We start from the raw sequence: 20912 nt of genomic DNA, 5'->3' as shown, positions 1-20912 counted from the left end.
TCAATTATTTTTGAACGATTGGCGTTCTTAAAGATTCTAATACAGCTACAATATCAGTGTAAAGTTCTGTATTAGAAGCAACACCGTTTGCATTAGCTGCAGCACCAACATATCCTTCGAATTTTGTATAATCTGCATTACTGGCTTTTGTTCCCATACGTTTATTGACTGCCGGATCATGTGCAGCAACCATGTTTAAGCCTGAATACGTATTTACTGCATTTGTTCCTCCTGTATTATAAGAGAAGAAATCAGTTAAGTTATCTGATAATTTAGCAATGTTGGTAGCCTGAGTATTTCCTGTTTCTGCTAATAACGGAGCAAAATGTGCCTGTAAATTCCCAGAAGCATTTGACTGAACGTCAGCTACAATTAATCCTATAGTGGAGTTTACCACTTTGCGGAAACTTAAACGTCCCTGTTCAATCATTTGTCCTGAGTTATCGGGATCTGCCACCATTGTAGTTCCGCCCAGACGACTATAGATAGATGCTTTTACAGGTGCAGAATCATCATCATTACTGCAGGAAGTCAAAGTTGCCGATGCAATTATCAATACACTAAGTGTAATTTTCGAAAAATTTTTCATAATAAAATATTTAAAGGGTTAATTAAAAAACTGATTTATTTTTTGAGATAATTTATAGCTCATACTGTTTTGATTTACAGGACAAACTTCTTTGTTGGCTAAATTTGCCGGAAGAATATAACGTTTGGCATCATAAGGTCTTTTGCTCATTAATTCATTATAAACTTTTTCAGAATTCGTGATTTTATTGTTGTGGAAATACACGACCACATTTCTTTTCACTATAATCGAATCAGAGGTAAGTCCCTTAATAGATCTTAAATCAAAGCATATTTGTCTGGCCTGGACAGAATCGATGTTTTCCTTAAAATCAATACGGCTTACCTGTAAATTTGGGCTTTCATAAACTGCGGGTTTGGCAGTAATAATGTGAAAAAGCAAAATACAGAAGAATAGTATGGTAATCACCAATCCTATCCTAAGGATCTTTTTGATTGTTTTGTTTGTTTTCATATCTGTAATTTTTAAAATGGTTAGATTTTGAAAATTATATACGGAGGCTTTTTGAGTGTGGTTTTAATTTATATAAGGAAAACATTAATTTAGAATTGTTATGAATAACTAAAACATTATCACTATTCTTAAAATGCCAGATTTATTTTGGAGTCAGAAAACAGATTTTAGGCTTAAAACCAGTAAATTGGAGTGATTTTTTAGTATGGTAACTTCATCAAAAAAGATAAGTGATTTCAAGTTGCATTTAAATAATGAAACAATAAAGATTTTATAAATTTAAGTGCAGGTAATCGGATAAACCATCAAAAAGATTTAATTTTGAATGTCCAATTATTCGTTTTATTAAAAACGGGAATAGTAACCTGAATAAAGAAATCAATGGAGGAGGAAATTAAAATTGAAGACGATTTTACGCTTATCCGTTTTCAAAACGACGGCTCAGAACCTTTTTTTGCGCAGCGTGAAGTAGGGAGCGGTCTCATACAGTTTCATTTTGGGCTAAAAGGAAATGCGAAATTTTTGTTCAATCAGGGCAATTATACTTTAGAACTTAAAGAAGAAAAATCGTTGCTTTTATATAACCCGCAGAAAGAATTGCCGCTTAATTTAGAATTAGCTCAAAATTCCTGGGTGATTTCAGTAATTGTGTCTATCAAGAAATTTCATGCTTTATTTTCTGCGGAAGCGGATTATATTACATTTTTAAGTCCTGATAATAAAGATAAGAAGTATTATAACGAAGGAAATATCAGTCCTTCAATGGCGATTGTACTGAGTCAGCTTTTTCATTATAATCTTCACCCTTCTATTAAAAACCTCTATTATAAAGGAAAAGGATACGAATTATTGAGTTTATATTTCAACAGGACCGAAGACCCAAATGCAGAACAATGCCCGTTTTTGATTGATGAAGATAATGTTCTAAAAATCCGAAAGGCAAAAGAAATCGTAATTGCTAATATGGCAGAACCGCCAGGCTTGCAGGAACTCGCAGATGAGATTGGCCTGAATCTGAAAAAGCTGAAAATGGGCTTCAAACAAATTTACGGTGATACGGTTTACGGTTTTTTGTTCGATTACAAAATGGATTTCGCCAGAAAACTATTAGACAGCGGATCCTATAATGTAAACGAAGTAGGACTGAAAATAGGCTACAGCACCGGAAGTCATTTTATAGCGGCATTTAAAAAGAAATTCGGAACAACACCAAAAAAATATTTGATGTCGATTAATGCTAATGTTTAAACACTAATTTCACTAATTAGCACAAATTAGAATCTGCCGAATCTGCGAGAGGAATATTCACAAATTATTTAAAATCAATTTTAAAAATAATAGCATAATTAAAAAGTAACAATTATCATATTTCACAAAAGCAGCAAGGACTACTTTTGACGAAATTTTAAAAACAAACAAAAGCTTAAAGCAAAGACAATAATGAAAGGCGTATTATTAGTAAACTTAGGTTCTCCGGAAAGTCCAACACCAAAAGATGTAAAACCGTATTTAGATGAATTTTTAATGGATAAATACGTAATCGATGTTCCGTATTTATTAAGAGCATTATTGGTTCGAGGCATTATTTTAAGAAAAAGACCGGAAGAATCGGCACATGCTTACGCGAAAATCTGGTGGGAAGAAGGTTCTCCGTTAGTAGTTCTTTCAGAAAGAATGCAAAAGAAAGTACAGCCTTTAGTGAATGTTCCGGTTTCGCTTGCAATGCGTTACGGAAGCATGACCATCGAAAAAGGACTTCAGGAATTAAGCGATAAAGGGGTTACAGATGTAATGCTTTTTCCATTGTACCCGCAATATGCAATGGCTTCGACTTTGACAATTTTGGTTAAAGCAGAAGAAATTCGCAAGAAGAAATTCCCTCACATGAAATTTACCGATGTTCCGGCATTTTACAACAAACCGGATTACATCCAAAACTTAGCAGATTCAATCCAGAAACACTTAGTTGGATTTGAATACGATCATTTATTATTTTCGTATCATGGAATTCCAGAACGTCATATCCGAAAAACCGATGTAACTAAATCACATTGCAAAATCGATGGTTCCTGCTGCAACACGCCATCTCCGGCACATGAATTCTGTTACCGTCACCAATGTTATGAAACGACAAAACAGGTTGTAAAACTATTAGGTCTTCCAGAAGATAAATACAGTCTGACTTTCCAATCCCGTTTAGCGGGTGATAAATGGTTAGAGCCTTATACGGATGTTGAAATTGACAATATGCCTGCAAAAGGAATCAAGAAATTAGCGGTTGTAACACCAGCATTCGTTTCAGATTGTTTAGAAACTCTGGAAGAAATCGCCATGCGCGCCAAAGAAGATTTTGAAGCAAACGGAGGAGAAGAGTTTTTGGCAGTTCCGTGTCTAAATGACGACGATGAGTGGTGCCAAACGGTTTCAAACTGGATTAACGATTGGGCAAAATAATATTTGTTTCAGGTTTCATGTTCCAAGTTTAGCCAGCTTTGAGAAAAACCTGAAACCTGAAACCTGAAACCAATAACAATGGAATACTACAATTATCTAAAATCACTACACATTATCTTCGTACTAACCTGGTTTGTAGGATTGTTTAATATTGTGCGTTTATTTGTATATCAAATAGAAGCAAATGATAAGCCATCTCCCGAAAAAGAAATTCTACAGGCGCAATTTAAAATAATGAGTTATCGCCTTTGGTACATTATTACATGGCCATCAGCGGTTTTGGCGAGTATTTTTGCTTTTTGGATGCTGTTTTTCACAGATTTAGGAAATGCGTGGCTCAAAATGCCCTGGATGCACATCAAATTAGGTTTCGTCTTTCTATTGTATCTATATCATTTAAAGTGTCATCAAATTTTCAGGCAATTGCAAAGAGATGAGGTGAAATATTCAGGAAACTCTATGCGTTTGTTTAATGAAGGTGCAACGATTATTTTGTTTGCCGTTGTTTTTTTAGTAGTTTTAAAAAGTGCTTTCAACTGGATTTTCGGTGTAATCGGAATTATTTTATTCTCCATGTTGCTTATGCTTGGATTCCGCTTTTATAAGAGAATTAGAGAGAAGAAATAGTTTTTTTAGTTTCAGGTTTCAAGTTTCAAGTTTCCAATCGCAACCTAACCTGAAACTTGAAACCTGAAACAAACAAAAAACAAAAAAACATGCTAAACTTCAAAATGTCAATGCTCTCCCTTCGTATCAGGATTTTCCTGTCGATGATTGTATTGATTATTGTGGCATCTTTTTTATTAGCTTCGATTTCAATTATTCAGTTTAAAAACGAAGCCAAAGAATACCATCAGGAACGTTTAGAACGAAAAGAAAATGCTGTAAAAGAACACATTAACTATGTTCTGGCAACAACAACGTATCCTTTAAAAACAGGAAATCTGGATTTGATTTTTAAAGACAAAATCCATGAATTGGCCCAGATTCATAAAATCGAAATTAATATTTACAGCCTTAACGGAAAATTATTAAAATCATCCAAAGAGTCTTTTGCTGTTGATAAGGTTGCGCCTCCAATTCCTGATTTTATTTTAAAATTGGTTCGTTCTTCTATAGAAAAGCGTTTTGTTGATATTAAAACGATTAATGGCGTTAAAAACAGATCTTCTTACAGTTTAATAAAAGATGAAAAATTCAAACCTCTTGGAATTTTAAATCTTCCTTATTTAGAGGACGACGGTTATTACGACAACGAATTGAATACTTTCCTAATCCGGTTAAGTCAGGTATATTCGTTTATGTTGTTGGTTGCTTTCGCGTTAGCGTATTTCCTTTCGACTTATATTACAAAATCACTGAAAACTATTTCAGATCGTTTGGAAGAGACCAATCTGGATCAGAAAAACGAAAAAATTGTTTTAGAAGCGAATAGTAAAGAAGTCAACTTCCTGATCAAAGCCTATAACGGAATGGTCGATAAACTCGAAACCAGTGCGATTAAATTAGCGCAAAGTGAGCGTGAAGAAGCCTGGCGCGAAATGGCAAAACAGGTTGCGCACGAAATTAAAAATCCGCTTACGCCAATGCGTTTAACGGTGCAGAGTTTTCAGCGGAAGTTTGATCCGAATGATCCTGATGTTAAGCAGAAGATGAACGATTATTCTGAAACCTTGATTCAGCAGATTGATACGATGACATCTGTGGCTTCCGCATTTTCAAACTTTGCTTCGATGCCGGCTCAGCAAAATGAAACATTAAATGTAGTTGAGGTTGTCGAACTGGCACTGGATATTTTCAACGAAGATTATATTTCTTTCGAAAAAGAAGAGGAAGAAATCATTTCCAAAATGGATCGTACCCAATTGATCCGTGTGATTACCAATCTGGTAAAAAATGCGACTCAGGCGATTCCCGAAAGTCAATTTCACAAATCAATAATTGTTTCTGTAAAACGCCGTGACGACAATGTAGAAATTGCGGTTAAAGACAACGGAATCGGAATTCAAAAGCTGGATATTGGCCGAATATTTGAACCTAAGTTTACGACCAAAACCAGCGGAATGGGACTTGGTCTCGGAATTATAAAAAACATCATCGAAAATTACAAAGGAACAATTACCTTTGAGTCAGCTTACGGAAAAGGTACTACATTTACAGTTTCCCTGCCTATCACCAACTCTTAAAAAAGCGGTCATGAACTACAAAAATATTTTAATTTCTATTGAAGAAAAAATTGCTACAGTAACGATTAACAGACCTGAAAAGCTCAATGCTTTAAACAAGGCAACTATAACTGATCTTAGCGAGGCTATTAAATTATTAAATAAAGATGAAGATGTTCGGGTTATCATTTTGACAGGAAGCGGCGAAAAAGCTTTTGTAGCCGGAGCTGACATTTCTGAATTTGCCAATTATACTGTTGTTGAAGGTGCACAATTAGCTGCGGAAGGACAGGAGTCACTTTTTGATTACATCGAAAATTTAAGGAAACCTGTGATTGCTGCTGTGAATGGGTTTGCATTAGGAGGCGGATTAGAGTTGGCTATGGCCTGTCATTTCAGGGTAGCTTCGGTTAATGCCAAAATGGGTTTGCCGGAAGTATCTCTAGGATTAATTCCGGGTTACGGAGGAACACAGCGCCTGCCTCAATTAATAGGGAAAGGACGTGCGATGGAAATGATTATGACCGCAGCAATGATTTCTGCAGAAGAAGCAAAACAATACGGTTTAGTGAACCATGTAGTGCCTCTGACAGAATTATTAACGTTTACAAGTGTAATCGCCCATAAAATCATTAAAAATGCTCCTTTTGCTATTGGAAAAGCGATAAAAGCCATCAATGCTAATTTTGAAGATGGTAAGAATGGTTTTGATACCGAAATAAAATCTTTTGGAGAGTGTTTCGGAACTCAGGATTTTAAAGAAGGAACTACTGCCTTTTTAAAGAAAAGAAAAGCGGAGTTTACAGGAAAATAAAATTATACCACAGAGATACACGAAGAATTCGCAGAGATTCGCAAAGGTTTTAAAAATTCAGTATTTAAATAAAAAACTTAGAATCTTAGCGACTCATAACCTTAGCACCTTAAAAAATGTCATACGAACCAATATTTGCCCTTTTTTGTGAACGGGTTAAAGAAAGTATCCAGGACGGCACTTTCGCAAAATTAACTTTGGCCAAAACGATGGGTGATACCGAAATCAAAAACATTTATTTCAGATTGGTGCTGAATGAAGATGATACATTTTCGATTTTATTAACTACCCGTTACAAAACAGAAGAAGTTGAAAGCATTCATACATTAGATGAAGCTTTACTAGTCTTAGGATCGTACATCAAAAAGCCGTTTTTAACCGCGTTGCTTTTCACAACAGAGCATGATGTAACGTTCAAAGTAAACAAAAAGAACGCCGGAAGTATTATCGAACAGCCGCCAACATTTAAAAACGCCTCGCCGGTAATGCTGGAAATGATTGAGAAGGGAATAGTGAAATAATATGTGCCGTTCCTACGGAATTCATCTCCTTTTTAACGTCTTTATCAACGGATTAAAATCCGTTGCTTAATACATTTGTTCCTATTGAGCTTTTATCCAAACATTCATGAAATTTTTGACATAGATACCCATTGGTTTGATTCATTTTTTATGGAAAAATTTTAAACAATCATCTGACAAATAAAAATTTTTGTGAATCTCTGCGGATTTCTCCGTGCTTCTCTGCGGAATAACTTCTTTCTAAACCAGTTTGACAAATAAGTTAGAAGCTATTTTGTTCGAAATAGACAATTCTCTGTTGTCAATTTTAATTTTCACAGACAAATCAAAAGATTCTTTCGATAAGAATTCAATTTTAGAACCTAAGGCAATTTCCTGTTTGTCCAGATATTTCAGGAATTCTGAAGAAGTGTCTTTTACGCCTACGCAAATACCAATTTGATTTTCGGACAATTCAGAAAGCAATTGTTTTTCAATTTTAATAATTCGTCCATTGGCATCCGGAATCGGATCTCCATGAGGGTCTTCCGTTGGATTTCCGAGAAAATCATCCAGACGGTTAATCAATTGTTCTGACTTAATGTGTTCGAGTTGTTCTGCAATTTCGTGAACTTCATCCCAGCTGAAATTTAATTTTTCTACTAAAAAGACTTCCCATAGGCGATGTTTTCTCACAATCATTTTGGCCGCCAGTTTTCCATTTTCGGTTAATGATACTCCCTGATATTTTTTATAATTTACCAAATCTTTTTCAGACAGCTTTTTCAGCATATCCGTAACAGAGGAAGCTTTAGTTTCCATTATTTCGGCAATAGCATTTGTACTCACTTCTGTTTCCAGGGAAGCAGTCAGGTGATATATCGCTTTAAGGTAGTTTTCTTCTGAAAAGGTCATTTATATTTTAAGATTCTAAGATTCTAAGATTCTAAGATTCTAAGTTTTTCTTTTGAGGCTTAAAAAAAGCCTTAGAATCTTAGGAGCTTAGTATCTCAGAAGCTTCATTTAACAATCAACAAAGGTATTGAAATTTTATGTCTCAGTTTGTCTACTGTTGTACCAAATAAAACATCTTTTAAACCAGTGTGGCCGTGGGTTCCCATAACCAGTATATCAAAATTGCCTTCATTTATGATTTTCGGTATTACGGAGTTTGGTTTTCCAAAACCTAATACAGTTTCGATCTTAAATCCTTTATCAGAAAGCATTTCTTTATATTCTAATAATAATTTTTCGTCAATCGTAGTTTCATGGTCATGTATATGGACGCCATACATCAAAGCACCAACCGTTTCAACAACATGTATAAGTGTATATTGTGCCTGTAGTCCTCCTAATTCAAAAGCTTTATTCAGGGCAACGCTATCAGCATTCGAAAAATCTACAGAAACAGCAATATTTTTAATGCTTTGACTTTCCCTGGGTGTAAATTGAAGCTGAAGATTGTGAGGCGAATGGTTTAATGTTTTTGATTTTACTTTCGCAATGAAAGGTTTAAAGACAATGTAAAGCAACAATGCTAATAGCCCCACTGCTAATGGCACCACAGTAAGCCATAAAACAATTGGATTGTCTGAAGTTTCAAGCCAGGAAGTAATTTCATCGTATACTAATTTAGCATTAAGTGACACAATTATTAAAGCAATAATCCAGGAAACCACCTGTGTAAGTTTAGAGATATGAAAACCATTCATTTTGGATTTATCGCTCACAAAATGAATTAACGGAATGATGGCAAATCCCAACTGAAGACTCAAAATCACTTGGCTTAAGATCAATAGTTTTCCTGTTACGCTTTCACCATAAATTAAAATAACGATAACAGCCGGAATGATCGCAATCAAACGCGTAATAATTCGACGAACCCAGGGCTGTATCCTGAAATGAAGATATCCTTCCATTACAATTTGTCCGGCCAGCGTACCTGTTATTGTAGAACTTTGTCCGGCAGCAATGAGCGCAATAGCAAACAGAGCCGGCGCCCATTTAGTTCCTAAAAGCGGTTCCAGAAATTGATGCGCATCCTGAATCTCTGCAACTTCGTACATTCCGTTTTTGTGAAAAGTGGCTGCGGCGAGAATTAAAATTGCCGCATTTACAAAGAAGGCTAGATTTAAGGCAATTGTTGAATCAATAAAGTTATATTTTAAAGCTTGCTTGATTCCGACCGGAGTTCTGTCGAATTTTCGTGTTTGTACCAAAGAAGAGTGGAGATAAAGATTGTGTGGCATAACCGTTGCACCTATAATTCCAATGGCGATATATAAAGCTGCTGAATTTGGGATAGAAGGAATTAATCCTTCTAAAACCTTATGCATTTCAGGCTCTGCAAAAATCATTTCGAAAATAAATGAAAATCCAATAATCGCTACTAAAGCTATAATGAAGGCTTCCATCTTTTTAATTCCTTTATTAATCAGGAAAAGCAATATAAACGTGTCTAAAACAGTAATCAAAACAGCTTCTAAAAGAGGAATGCCGAAAAGCAAATTAATTCCGATTGCCATTCCGAGAACTTCAGCCAAATCGCAGGCGGCAATAGCAATTTCAGCCAGAAAATATAAAATGTAGTTAATCGGTTTTGAATACGTTTCTCTTGATGCCTGTGCGAGATCTCGCTGTGTCACGATTCCAAGACGGGCACTTAAGCTCTGCAGGAGTAAGGCCATTAAATTGCTCATGAGCAAAACCCATACAAGAGTATATCCAAACTGGCTTCCACCAGCCAGATCCGTTGCCCAGTTTCCTGGATCCATATAGCCCACACTTACTAAATAGGCCGGACCTAAAAAGGCAAGAATTTTTCTAAATCCTGTTTTTTTATTTTCGGTTGCAACCGATTCATGAACCTCTTCTAATGATTTTGCCATTCGTAAAATATTGATTTCCCAAATATATAGAAAATTTCATTAGAGAAACAATATTTTTAGACTAGTCTAAATATTAAATGTTAGAATTTAAACAATTGGGGCATAAACCTGATAAGGTAAAATTTATATCATTGACTTTATAATTGTGAGGCATAATATAACTTGGTTTCACATTTTCAAGGCAGGTGATTTCAAGGCATTTTTCACAGCTAAAATGTGCATGGTTATGTATATGTACACGCTGTGCCTGATGATGACATTTTGCATATTTTACGGTACCATCAAGGTCAACTATTTTATGTACAATATCATCATTTACGAGACGATCTAATATCCTGTAAACAGTGACACGATCACAAACTTCTTCAATCTGTTTGTAAATTTCTGTATGTGAAAGCGCTGTTTTTGATTTACCAAAAATCTCTAAAACCGCCGTCTTTGCTGTGGTATTGCGTGTTGTTTTCATTTTTAGAAATAAAAAAATATTATCGCAACATTGTTGCGAATTGATTTTATGAATATATTTGCAACATTGTTGCATTTAAACAAATGTACATGAAATGAAGAAAATTACAACACCTTTTTACGATATTTTAGGAGCGTCAACAGCAACCATTTGTTTAATACATTGTTTGCTATTTCCGCTGTTAACAATTCTGCCTTTGGGGCTAAATCATGATCCTGTAATTGATTTAGTATTTGCTTCAATTGGTGCTTTTGCTATTTTCAAAATTATAAAAAAATCATCGGTTTTAGTGTCTGTGATTTTACTTGTTTCGATGAGTTTGATTTGGATTAGTATTTTAGGCGAGATGCTATTTGAAATTCATATCGACTTAATTTACTTCGGAGGCATCGGAATTATTATTGGGCATTTATTGAATTACAAATTACACAAAAAACAACATCATTAAAAATTAGTATTATGAATCAGAAAAATTTCGAAGTGGTTATCATTGGAGGTAGTTACAGCGGATTGTCAGCAGCAATGAGTTTAGGGCGTTCTTTGCGTCAGGTTTTGGTTATTGATAGTGGTTTGCCTTGTAACAGACAAACGCCGCATTCTCATAATTTTATCACGCATGATGGCGAAACTCCGGCTGCAATTTCGGCGAAAGCCAGATTACAAGTTGGCTCTTACAAGACAGTTCATTTTTATGAAGGACTTGCCATTGAAGCTGTTAAGAAACAAAATGGTTTCGAAATCAAAACAGAATCAGGAGAACTATTTACTTCAAAAAAGTTATTATTCGCTACAGGAGTTAAAGATTTGTTTCCAAAGATAAAAGGTTTCGAAGAATGTTGGGGCATCTCAGTTTTACATTGTCCGTATTGTCATGGTTATGAAGTCAAAAATGAAAAGACAGCTATTGTTGCCAATGGCGAGATGGGTTTTGAATATGCAAAACTGATTTCGAACTGGACAAAAAATCTTCAGTTATGTACGAACGGTAAATCTCAATTGAATTCTGAGCAAACACAAATTCTTAAAAATCATGGTATTTCGATTTTGGAAGAAGAAATAGTTTCTTTCGAACATACTTCAGCCTATATTTCGAATATTGTTTTCAAGAACGGAGAAAAGATTCCTGTAAAAGCAGTTTATTCCAGACCAGCCTTTGAACAGCATTGTCCTTTACCTCAAATTTTAGGTTGTGTAATCAGCGAACAAGGATTTATAAAAGTCGATTTTGTACATAAGACAACTGTTCCAGGCATTTACGCCAGTGGTGATGCTACTACTCAAATGCGTTCTGTGGCTTTGGCGGTTTCTTCCGGATCTGTTGCAGGAGCAGCCATCAACAAAGAACTTATCGACGAGGATTTTTAATACTCTTTTTTAACGGATTGAAATTGAAATGTTTTAAAAATTATATTTCAGCATAATTATTTGCCAAATTTAATTTTTAGATTTGTCTAAATTTAATTTTACGATAATGAAATATTTATTTTTGACAATATTAATAATTTCAGCTAAAAGTGTTTTTTCTCAAAATATTTCCGGGAAAGTAGAATCTAAATCTTATAATGACCTGGAAATCAACATTCATTTACTGAATACAGCATTTAAAACCCAAACCGATTCCTTAGGATTTTATCAGCTTCTAAATATTCCGAAAGGAACTTACAAAATACAAGTAACCTCGACTGGATTCAAACCACAAACCCAAAAAATTTCGATTGTGGATGAACAGGATTTGATTTTGAATTTTGAATTAAAGGAAGACAAAAATGAATTGAACGAAGTAGTAGTGTCCGGAACTTTAAAACCTGTAAAACGATTGGAAAGTGCTGTACCCGTTGAGGTTTATTCGCCAGCTTTCTTCAAGAAAAATCCAACGCCAAGTATCTATGATGCGCTTCAAAACATTAACGGGGTCCGGCCACAGCTCAACTGCGGAGTTTGTAACACAGGCGATATTCACATCAATGGTTTAGAAGGGCCATACACTTTAGTTTTGATTGACGGAATGCCAATTGTCAGCAGTCTTTCGACAGTGTATGGATTATCCGGAATTCCAAATTCGCTGGTAGAACGAATTGAAATCGTAAAAGGTCCGGCATCTTCTCTGTATGGAAGTGAAGCTGTTGGCGGACTAATTAATATTATAACCAAAAACCCAACAAATGCCCCGGTTTTTTCTGCGGATTATTTTACGACTTCTTATTTCGAAAGCAATCTCGATTTAGGAATGAAGTTCAATGCCGGAGAAAAAGCCATTTCAATTTTAGGAGTGAATTACTTCAATTACGATCAGATTATTGATAAAGACCATGATAATTTTACCGATGTAACGCTTTCAGAACGGATTTCGGTTTTTAATAAATGGAGTTTTCAGCGAAATAATAATAGGTTATTTACCATCGCAGCACGCGGAATGTATGAAGATCGCTGGGGTGGGGATGCTCGCTGGGAGAAGAAATTCCGCGGAGGTGACGAAATTTACGGTGAAAGTATTTATACGAAGCGCGGAGAATTGATAGGAAGTTATGAATTGCCGTTTGAAGAAAAACTAATGCTTTCGTTCTCAGGAAACGTACATTATCAGGACAGCCGTTACGGAACAACATCGTATATCGCGAACCAGAAAATTGGTTTTTTGCAATTAACGTGGGATAAAAAATTAGGACGTAACGATTTACTTGCTGGAATTGCAGGCCGTTACACTTATTACGACGATAATACTCCTGCAACAAAAGAAGCTGAAAACACCTGGCTTCCCGGAGTTTTTGTTCAGGATGAAATTACGTTTTCTCCAAAAAGTCAGGTTTTGCTTGGCATGCGTTACGATTATAATTCTATCCATGGTTCAATTTTGACACCAAGGATAGCCTATCGATTTAAAGCCAATGAGAATACAATTTTCAGGTTAAATGCCGGAACAGGTTTTAGGGTTGTAAATTTATTTACTGAAGATCATGCAGCATTAACGGGTTCACGGGATGTTGTGATTGCGAATAATCTGAATCCGGAGCAATCTGTAAATGTAAATTTCAACTATATTCAGAAAATTAATTTTGACAACGGAACTTTTATGGGGATCGAAACAACTGCTTTTTATACCAGATTCAGCAATAAAATTATTTCAGACTACGAAAGTGATCCAAACAAAATCATTTACGACAATATCGATGGTTATGCATTGAGCCAGGGAATAAGTACCAATATCGATCTTAATTTTCCATCGGGATTAAAGTTTATTGTTGGAGCAACGCTTTTGGATAACAAAAATGTAGAAAACGGAATCTCTGAAACGCCTTTTTTAACAGAGAAATTTACAGGAACCTGGAGTGTTTCGTATAAAATCCAGCCGTGGAATCTGTCCTTAGACTATACAGGAAATTTATACAGTCCAATGAAATTGCCTTTGTTGAGTGAAAATGATCCAAGAAGTCCGAAATCGCCTTGGTACAGCATTCAGAATATTCAGTTCACTTTTTCAGGATGGAAGAATTTTGAAATATACGGCGGAATCAAGAATCTTTTGAATTTTACACCAAAGCAAAAGAATCCGTTTTTGATTTCGAGAACAAATGATCCATTTGATAAAAATGTGCAATATGATTCAGACGGAAAAGTATTGGTAACAGCAGATAATCCGTACGGTTTGACATTTGATACAACTTATGTTTACGGACAAAACCAGACTATTAGAGGATTTTGGGGATTGCGATATACGTTTAGGTAATTTTTTTACACAATCTTGTCATTCCGTAGGAATCTCAAGATACTAATAATCTTTGTGTAGAGATTCCTACGGAATGACAAACTAATTCAATAATAAAGGGAGGTATTTATTTTAAAATCCTTCTAATCTGTGAAATCTGTGGCAAAAAAATAACAACAATATGAAAAAGCTATTTCTATTCATTCTTTTCTTTGGAATAACTTCAGCTGGATTTTGCCAGTTGAAAAGTCACTCTTTTGAAGCAATAGATAGTTTACAGCAGATTCAAAAGCGAAAAATCATCGTTTTTATCCATACAGATTGGTGTCAGTTTTGCCAACGCATGAAAAATACAACTTTCAAAAATCAGGAAATTATTCAAAAACTGAATTCAGATTTTTACTTTGTTGACTTGAATGCTGAGGGAAAAAGGGATATAAAGTTTAATAATCACATCTTTAAATTTCAGCCAACTGGCAATAATGTCGGAGTTCATGAACTGGCTCTGCAGTTAGGAACTATGAACAACCAGATTGTATATCCGGTTTTATGTGTTTTGAATGATAAAAACGAAATCCTTTTTCAATACAATAATTACCTCAGCTCAAAAGATTTTAAACAGCTTTTAGAAAAATTGAAAGAATAAAATTGCTTATTTTTGAGAATGAATTCTCCTCAAATCAAACATTTCAATTATATTTTTACAGGAACAGGTCTTGCAGCTCTGATGACCGTTTATAAAATGGTTTTGTCCGGAAAATTTAGTGATAAATCGATTTTGCTGTTAGACCACAATTCTAAGAAAACCAATGACAGAACCTGGTGTTTTTGGGAAGAAGAAGAAACTCTATGGAATGCTGTTATCTCCAAAAAATGGAATTCTGCATTGTTTGCGAATGAATATTTTAGACGAAATTTAGAGTTAAAACCCTATCAGTACAATCAAATTCGGGGATTGGATTTTTATAATTTCGTTTTCGAAGTACTTTCCAAACAAGATAATATTACTTTTTTAAACGAGAAAGTTACTGATATCAATGAACTCGAAAACCATGTTTTTATCGGTACGGAGGAAAACAGATATACTTGTGATTACCTGTTCAACAGCATTTATACGAAGGCTTTCGCCGAAAGGCAAACAAAATATCCCGTTTTACAGCAGCATTTTGTGGGCTGGTTTGTAAAAACTGAAACAGAAATTTTCAATCCTGAAGAAGCTACTTTTATGGATTTTTCTGTGGAACAAAGTGGAAATACACGTTTTATGTATGTTTTACCCAATTCTAAAACCGAAGCTTTGGTAGAATATACATTGTTTTCAGAAAATTTGCTTCCGAAAGAAGAATATGAAAAAGAAATTGAAATTTACCTGAAAAAACTCGGCATAAGCCAATACAAAATTCAGGAAAAAGAGCAGGGAAGTATTCCAATGACCTGTTATCCTTTTTGGAAAAGAAACACCAAAAGAGTCCTCAATATCGGAACTGCCGGCGGATGGACCAAAGCAAGTACAGGTTATACTTTTAAAAATTCGGATAAAAAATCTTCGGAATTAGTGGAGTTTCTTCAAAATCAAAACCCAAAAATGGCTGCGTTTCATAAAAAAAGCAGATTCTGGTTTTACGATTTATTACTTTTAGATATCCTGTATCGCCATAATGAATCAGGAAGTTCTATCTTTTCATCTTTATTCAAAAATGGAAATCCGGCTCTGATTTTTAGGTTTTTAGATGAAGAAACGAATCTGATTGAAGATTTGGAAGTGATTTTAAAATGTCCGAAAATGCCGTTTATAAAAGCTTTATTTAGTACTTTAATAAAATGAAAAACAGGTTTTGTCACCTTACATTTGGACTTTTAATTTTATGACTTTCAAACTTTCGACTTCATCAATCGAACTATAACAAAACTTTATACTTCAAATTAAGTAGTTGAGGCGAAACTTTGTAACTTTGCAGTTCAAAAGTAAAATTTAAAAAATAAAAATATGTATCCAGAAGAAATGGTAAAACCAATGCAGGCTGAATTGACCTCTGCAGGTTTTCAAGATTTACATAGTGCAGAAGCTGTAGATAATGCTATCAAAGCTGAAGGTACCACTCTAGTTGTTGTAAACTCTGTTTGCGGTTGTGCTGCAAGAAATGCGCGTCCGGGAGCAAAAATGAGTTTAGAAGGTGCTAAAAAACCAGATCACCTTATCACCGTTTTCGCTGGTGTTGACAAAGAAGCTGTTGATGCTGCAAGACAGCATATGTTTCCTTTTCCTCCATCATCGCCATCTATGGCTTTGTTCAAAAACGGAGAATTGGTTCACATGTTAGAGCGTCACCACATCGAAGGCCGTCCTGCAGAAATGATTGCTGAAAATTTACAAGATGCGTTTAACGAGTTTTGCTAATTTTTTTAAGCTTCTAAGTTACTGAGATACTAAGCCTCTAAGGTTTTAGGGATAAAGGTTCAAAGTAACAAAGCAACAAAGATTTTGAAAAGCACCTTCGGGTGCTTTTTTTATGGACAAAAGAGAAAAAACTTAGAACCTCAGAAGCTTTGCCACTTAGAAGCTTTTTTCCTAACTTTGCGGCTTCAAAAAATATTCTCAACTTAAACTGTTTATAGCATGCAACTGTACAACACCTTAAGCGCAGAAGAAAGGGCTATCATGATCGATGATGCCGGTAAACAACGACTAACGTTGTCTTTCTATGCGTATGCCAAAATTCAAGATCCCAAAAAATTTCGCGATGATTTATTTGTAGCCTGGAATACCCTCGATGCTTTAGGCCGAATTTACGTTGCTACGGAAGGAATAAATGCTCAAATGAGTATTCCGGAAGAAAATCTGGAAGCTTTTAGAGCGACTTTGGAAGTTTACGATTTCATGAAGGGCATACGTCTGAACGAAGCTGTCGAACACGATGATCATTCGTTTTTAAAACTGACCATCAAAGTGCGTGATAAAATTGTTGCTGACGGTCTAAATGACGATACTTTTGATGTAACTAACATAGGTGTTCATCTGAAAGCTAAGGAATTCAACGAAATTCTTGATGATCCAAACACAATTGTAGTTGATTTTAGAAACCATTACGAAAGTGAAGTGGGACATTTTAAAGGTGCTATTACTCCGGATGTTGAAACTTTCAGGGAGAGTTTGCCAATAATCAACGAACAGCTTAAAGACCATAAAGACGATAAAAACCTTGTCATGTATTGTACCGGGGGAATTCGCTGCGAAAAAGCAAGTGCGTACTTCAAACATCAGGGATTTAAAAATGTTTATCAGTTAGAAGGCGGAATCATCAACTACGCCAAACAGCTAAAGGAAGAAGGGCTGGAAAGCAAATTCATCGGAAAAAACTTTGTATTTGATAATCGCTTAGGCGAAAGAATTACAGACGATATCATTTCGCAATGCCATCAATGCGGAAAACCTTGTGATAATCATACCAATTGTGAAAACGATGGCTGCCATTTATTGTTTATTCAGTGTGATGAATGTAAAGCCGCTATGCAAAACTGCTGTTCTGCTGAGTGTCTTGAAGTTGTAAATATGCCTTTGGTGGATCAGGTAAGATTAAGAGCCGGAAAACAGGTAGGAAATAAAGTTTTCAGAAAAGGAAAATCAGAAAATTTGAAATTCAAGCATTCCGGAGACTTGCCAGAAACTGCTTTAGCAACTGCACAAAAAAGCGCTGATATTCGTCAGAAGGTAAAAGTCAAAAAAATATTGCTTGGTAAAGCAGAGCATTATTACGTTAAAGCACAGGTAGGACAATTTACAGTTGAAAACAACGAACTGCATGCAGGTGACAAAATCTTAATTTCAGGACCAACAACTGGTGATCAGGAATTGGTTTTAGAAAAATTAATTGTAAATGGAGCAGAGACTTTACTTGCTAAAATGGGTGATAAGGTTACCTTTGAAGTTCCATTCAGAATTAGATTGTCTGACAAAATATATAAGATTTTAGGATAAATTTTTATTCTAAACTTACTTTTGAAAAACCTATTTTGCTTTAAGCTGAATAGGTTTTTTTAGCTTTCAATACTTATATTTGTTTAAATGCTTATCGATGTTATGAACGATTTTAAAAATTTTATATTATACACTGCGCCAAACGGAGAAATTCGTGTTGATGTATTGCTTCAAAATGAATCGGTTTGGTTGACTCAAAAAGCAATAGCGGATTTGTTTGGAGTTCAAAGACCAGCAATTACAAAACATTTAGGTAATATTTTTGAGACGGGAGAATTGGAAGAAAAAATGGTTAGTTCCATTTTGGAACATACCACTCAACATGGCGCAATTAAAGACAAAACTCAAAAAAAAGAAACAAAATATTATAACCTAGACGCCATAATTTCAGTTGGCTATCGAGTAAACTCTACAAAAGCAACCCAATTTAGAATTTGGGCAACCCAAACCTTAAAAGAATATATTATAAAAGGGTTTGTTTTAGACGACAATCGTTTAAAACACGGTCAGGCAATTTTTGGAAAAGATTATTTTAAAGAATTATTGCAAAGGGTTCGTTCAATCCGGGCGAGTGAAAGAAGAATTTAACAGCAAGTGACTGATATTTTTGCGGAATGCAGTATCGACTATGACAGTAATTCTGAAATATCAAAGAACTTCTATGCCATAGTTCAAAATAAATTTCATTTTGCCATTACAGGAAAAACGGCTGCTGAAATTATTTTTAAAACGGCTGATGCTAAAAACGAAAATATGGGACTAACTAGCTGGAAAAACAGTCCAAACGGCAGAGTTTTAAAATCGGATGTGATTGTTGCTAAAAATTATTTAGAGGAAAAAGAAATCAAGCAATTGGAACGTACGGTAACAGGGTATTTTGATTATATAGAAGGATTGATTGAACGCGAAAATACTTTTACGATGGAACAATTGGCAACCAGTGTCAACAAATTCCTAACGTTTAATGATTATAAAATTCTGGAAGGAAAGGGTAAAATTTCTAAAATACAAGCAGATAAAAAAGCAATTACTGAATATGAAGTATTCAATAAAACCCAAAAGATAATTTCTGATTTTGATAAACAAATAAGAAATGAAATAAGAGATTGAAAAAAAATCATTTCGATAATTAATGGAATAGAAAGTAGTTATTCGCTCTTCTTTTTTAAGGTGCATGGTAACATTTTCTTTGGTCAATTCTAAAATAAACATGAGATTTAAATTAGCCCACGGTTTCACCGTGGGCTATGTTAGTTTACTACAAATAAATTTTAAAATAGACTATGATATAAATCATAGGAATCTAATCTATAGCCACATTATTTTTGTCATTTGTTAGACGACTATATTCGGAAAACATATCATTTGAATAATAAAATCAAAAATGACAATTAACAACAAAATCGAACTCATGGCTCCTGCAGGAAATTTTGAGTCGCTTCAGGCTGCCTTAGATAATGGCTGTGATTCTGTGTATTTTGGTGTTGAACAACTCAACATGCGTGCAAGATCGACGGTTAATTTTACTATTGAAGATTTAAAAGAAATCGCTAATCGTTGTAAGGTCAAAAACGTTCGAAGCTATCTGACTTTAAACACGATCATTTACGATTATGATTTATCGGTCGTGAAAACATTATTGAATAAAGCCAAAGATGCGAATATTACGGCAGTAATTGCATCAGATCAGGCTGTAATTACTATGGCAAGATCGATTGGAATGGAAGTTCATATTTCAACCCAATTAAATATAACTAATATCGAAACCATTAAATTCTATAGTTTATTTGCAGATACGATCGTTTTAAGCCGTGAATTGAGCTTGCGTCAGGTAAAGAAAATCACAGAACAAATTCAAAAAGAGCAAATCAAAGGGCCTAACGGAAATTTGGTAGAAATCGAAATCTTTGGTCACGGTGCTTTATGTATGGCAGTTTCTGGAAAATGTTATTTGAGCCTGCATTCGCACAATTCCTCTGCGAATCGTGGTGCGTGCAAGCAAAACTGCCGAAAAAAATACACGGTTATTGATCAGGAAACAGGTTTTGAAATAGAATTGGATAATGAATACATGATGTCACCAAAAGATTTATGTACTTTGGATTTCCTGGATCAGGTAATTGATTCCGGAATTCAGGTTTTAAAAATTGAAGGACGAGGAAGAGCACCCGAATACGTGGCAACAGTTATTAAAACCTATCGGGAAGCTATCGATGCCTATTACGAAGGTACTTATTCGAAAGAGAAAACCGCAGTTTGGATGGAAGCTTTAAATACAGTTTACAATCGTGGTTTCTGGTCAGGCTATTACCTGGGCCAGAAATTGGGAGAATGGAGCAATATTCCGGGTTCAGCAGCAACTCAAAAGAAAGTTTACATTGGAAAAGGAACACATTATTTTCCAAAAGCCGGAGTTGGGCAATTCAAAATAGAAGCTTACGATATTAAAGCGGGCGATAAAATTTTGGTTACTGGCCCAAGTACCGGAGCTCAGGAAATGATTATCGACGAAATGTTTGTAAATGATTTTACGGCAGAAAAAGCAACAAAAGGTGACGATTGTACTTTTAAATTGCCATTCAGAATCAGAATATCGGACAAACTTTATAAAATTGTTGAAGCGTAATGGTAATCATCACTTTGCAAAGAGACAAATGCATCGGCTGTAATTATTGTGTAGAAATGGATCCGGTCCATTTTCAAATGTCAAAAAAGGATGGTAAATCAGTATTGCTCCATTCGCAGCATACAAAAGGGTTTTTTACTTTAAAATCGCCAAATCATACCATTGCAGAAAGATCTGAACTGGCAGCAAAAGCTTGTCCGGTTAAAATTATTACCGTTAAGGAAACGTAATACTATACTTTAAAAGCAAACCCTATTTTGTATAGCTACAGAATAGAA

Annotated in this window: 20 protein-coding genes and 1 pseudogene; 16 read left to right on the top strand and 5 right to left on the bottom strand. The window is 34.9% G+C overall.

All coding sequences use genetic code 11. The features are described 5' to 3' along the window. Positions 1-4: 4 nt before the first annotated feature. Both OZP09_RS12275 and OZP09_RS12270 read right to left on the bottom strand, forming a co-directional pair. Complete coding sequence (locus tag OZP09_RS12275; protein WP_269233989.1) at positions 5-589, bottom strand: globin family protein; 585 nt, start codon at positions 587-589, stop codon at positions 5-7. An 18-nt stretch (positions 590-607) separates the two neighbouring features. After that, a complete protein-coding gene (locus OZP09_RS12270) occupies positions 608-1042 on the bottom strand; it encodes a hypothetical protein (protein WP_269233988.1) in 435 nt (144 codons plus the stop codon). 381 nt (positions 1043-1423) lie between these two features. On the opposite strand from OZP09_RS12270, the gene OZP09_RS12265 reads away from it, so the two are divergent. From OZP09_RS12265 to OZP09_RS12240, 6 genes are all read left to right on the top strand, one after another. After that, positions 1424-2290: an AraC family transcriptional regulator gene (locus OZP09_RS12265; RefSeq protein ID WP_269233987.1), complete on the top strand. Its 867-nt coding sequence runs from the start codon at positions 1424-1426 to the stop codon at positions 2288-2290. Positions 2291-2482: 192 nt separating this feature from the next. Further along, positions 2483-3496: a ferrochelatase gene (gene hemH, locus OZP09_RS12260; RefSeq protein WP_269233986.1), complete on the top strand. Its 1014-nt coding sequence runs from the start codon at positions 2483-2485 to the stop codon at positions 3494-3496. A 78-nt stretch (positions 3497-3574) separates the two neighbouring features. Beyond that, a complete protein-coding gene (locus tag OZP09_RS12255; protein WP_269233985.1) occupies positions 3575-4123 on the top strand; it encodes a CopD family protein in 549 nt (182 codons plus the stop codon). A 143-nt stretch (positions 4124-4266) separates the two neighbouring features. After that, positions 4267-5682 (top strand): sensor histidine kinase, encoded by a 1416-nt coding sequence (locus OZP09_RS12250; RefSeq protein ID WP_269237873.1) that lies wholly within the window; start codon positions 4267-4269, stop codon positions 5680-5682. 10 nt (positions 5683-5692) lie between these two features. Then, positions 5693-6475, top strand: a complete 783-nt coding sequence (locus OZP09_RS12245) for an enoyl-CoA hydratase/isomerase family protein (RefSeq protein ID WP_269233983.1) — start codon at positions 5693-5695, stop codon at positions 6473-6475. A 116-nt stretch (positions 6476-6591) separates the two neighbouring features. Further along, a complete protein-coding gene (locus tag OZP09_RS12240; protein WP_269233982.1) occupies positions 6592-6996 on the top strand; it encodes a hypothetical protein in 405 nt (134 codons plus the stop codon). A gap of 240 nt (positions 6997-7236) precedes the next feature. Here the strand turns inward: OZP09_RS12240 and OZP09_RS12235 are convergent, their stop codons facing one another. The 3 genes from OZP09_RS12235 to OZP09_RS12225 all read right to left on the bottom strand — a co-directional run bounded on the left by OZP09_RS12235 (position 7237) and on the right by OZP09_RS12225 (position 10329). Continuing rightward, the gene (locus tag OZP09_RS12235; protein ID WP_269233981.1) at positions 7237-7890 is read right to left on the bottom strand and encodes a metal-dependent transcriptional regulator; all 654 of its coding nucleotides are present in this window, start codon (positions 7888-7890) and stop codon (positions 7237-7239) included. A gap of 104 nt (positions 7891-7994) precedes the next feature. Next, complete coding sequence (locus OZP09_RS12230) at positions 7995-9863, bottom strand: Nramp family divalent metal transporter (protein WP_269233980.1); 1869 nt, start codon at positions 9861-9863, stop codon at positions 7995-7997. 73 nt (positions 9864-9936) lie between these two features. Then, positions 9937-10329 carry a Fur family transcriptional regulator gene (locus OZP09_RS12225; RefSeq protein WP_269233978.1) on the bottom strand — a complete coding sequence of 131 codons (393 nt, stop codon included), beginning with the start codon at positions 10327-10329 and terminating at the stop codon, positions 9937-9939. Positions 10330-10423: 94 nt separating this feature from the next. Here OZP09_RS12225 and OZP09_RS12220 point away from each other — a divergent pair, with 94 nt between their 5' ends. The 10 genes and pseudogenes from OZP09_RS12220 (at position 10424) to OZP09_RS12175 (ending at position 20864) form a co-directional block, all read left to right on the top strand. Further along, positions 10424-10777 carry a MerC family mercury resistance protein gene (locus OZP09_RS12220; protein WP_269233977.1) on the top strand — a complete coding sequence of 118 codons (354 nt, stop codon included), beginning with the start codon at positions 10424-10426 and terminating at the stop codon, positions 10775-10777. 11 nt (positions 10778-10788) lie between these two features. Next, a complete protein-coding gene (locus OZP09_RS12215) occupies positions 10789-11694 on the top strand; it encodes an NAD(P)/FAD-dependent oxidoreductase (RefSeq protein WP_269233976.1) in 906 nt (301 codons plus the stop codon). 106 nt (positions 11695-11800) lie between these two features. Then, positions 11801-14053: a TonB-dependent receptor gene (locus OZP09_RS12210; protein ID WP_281309462.1), complete on the top strand. Its 2253-nt coding sequence runs from the start codon at positions 11801-11803 to the stop codon at positions 14051-14053. 160 nt (positions 14054-14213) lie between these two features. Then, positions 14214-14678 (top strand): thioredoxin family protein, encoded by a 465-nt coding sequence (locus OZP09_RS12205; RefSeq protein ID WP_269233974.1) that lies wholly within the window; start codon positions 14214-14216, stop codon positions 14676-14678. An 18-nt stretch (positions 14679-14696) separates the two neighbouring features. Continuing rightward, the gene (locus OZP09_RS12200) at positions 14697-15857 is read left to right on the top strand and encodes a lycopene cyclase family protein (RefSeq protein WP_269237872.1); all 1161 of its coding nucleotides are present in this window, start codon (positions 14697-14699) and stop codon (positions 15855-15857) included. Between the two features lie 162 nt (positions 15858-16019). Then, a complete protein-coding gene (locus OZP09_RS12195; RefSeq protein WP_269233972.1) occupies positions 16020-16430 on the top strand; it encodes a BrxA/BrxB family bacilliredoxin in 411 nt (136 codons plus the stop codon). A gap of 219 nt (positions 16431-16649) precedes the next feature. After that, positions 16650-18008 carry an oxygen-dependent tRNA uridine(34) hydroxylase TrhO gene (gene trhO, locus OZP09_RS12190; RefSeq protein WP_281309461.1) on the top strand — a complete coding sequence of 453 codons (1359 nt, stop codon included), beginning with the start codon at positions 16650-16652 and terminating at the stop codon, positions 18006-18008. A 102-nt stretch (positions 18009-18110) separates the two neighbouring features. Further along, positions 18111-19118, top strand: a pseudogene (locus tag OZP09_RS12185) (virulence RhuM family protein). A gap of 274 nt (positions 19119-19392) precedes the next feature. Continuing rightward, positions 19393-20634: a peptidase U32 family protein gene (locus tag OZP09_RS12180; protein ID WP_269233969.1), complete on the top strand. Its 1242-nt coding sequence runs from the start codon at positions 19393-19395 to the stop codon at positions 20632-20634. Further along, entirely contained in the window at positions 20634-20864 is a 231-nt protein-coding gene (locus OZP09_RS12175) for a ferredoxin (RefSeq protein ID WP_269233968.1), read from the top strand. Before OZP09_RS12180 ends, OZP09_RS12175 begins: the two co-directional genes overlap by 1 nt. Positions 20865-20912: the final 48 nt, after the last annotated feature.

Origin of the sequence: Flavobacterium flavigenum (assembly GCF_027111255.2) — a bacterium.
GTDB lineage: Bacteria > Bacteroidota > Bacteroidia > Flavobacteriales > Flavobacteriaceae > Flavobacterium > Flavobacterium flavigenum.
The sequence above is the reverse complement of the archived record's forward strand: the minus strand, read 5'-3'. Positions and strand labels throughout refer to the sequence as shown.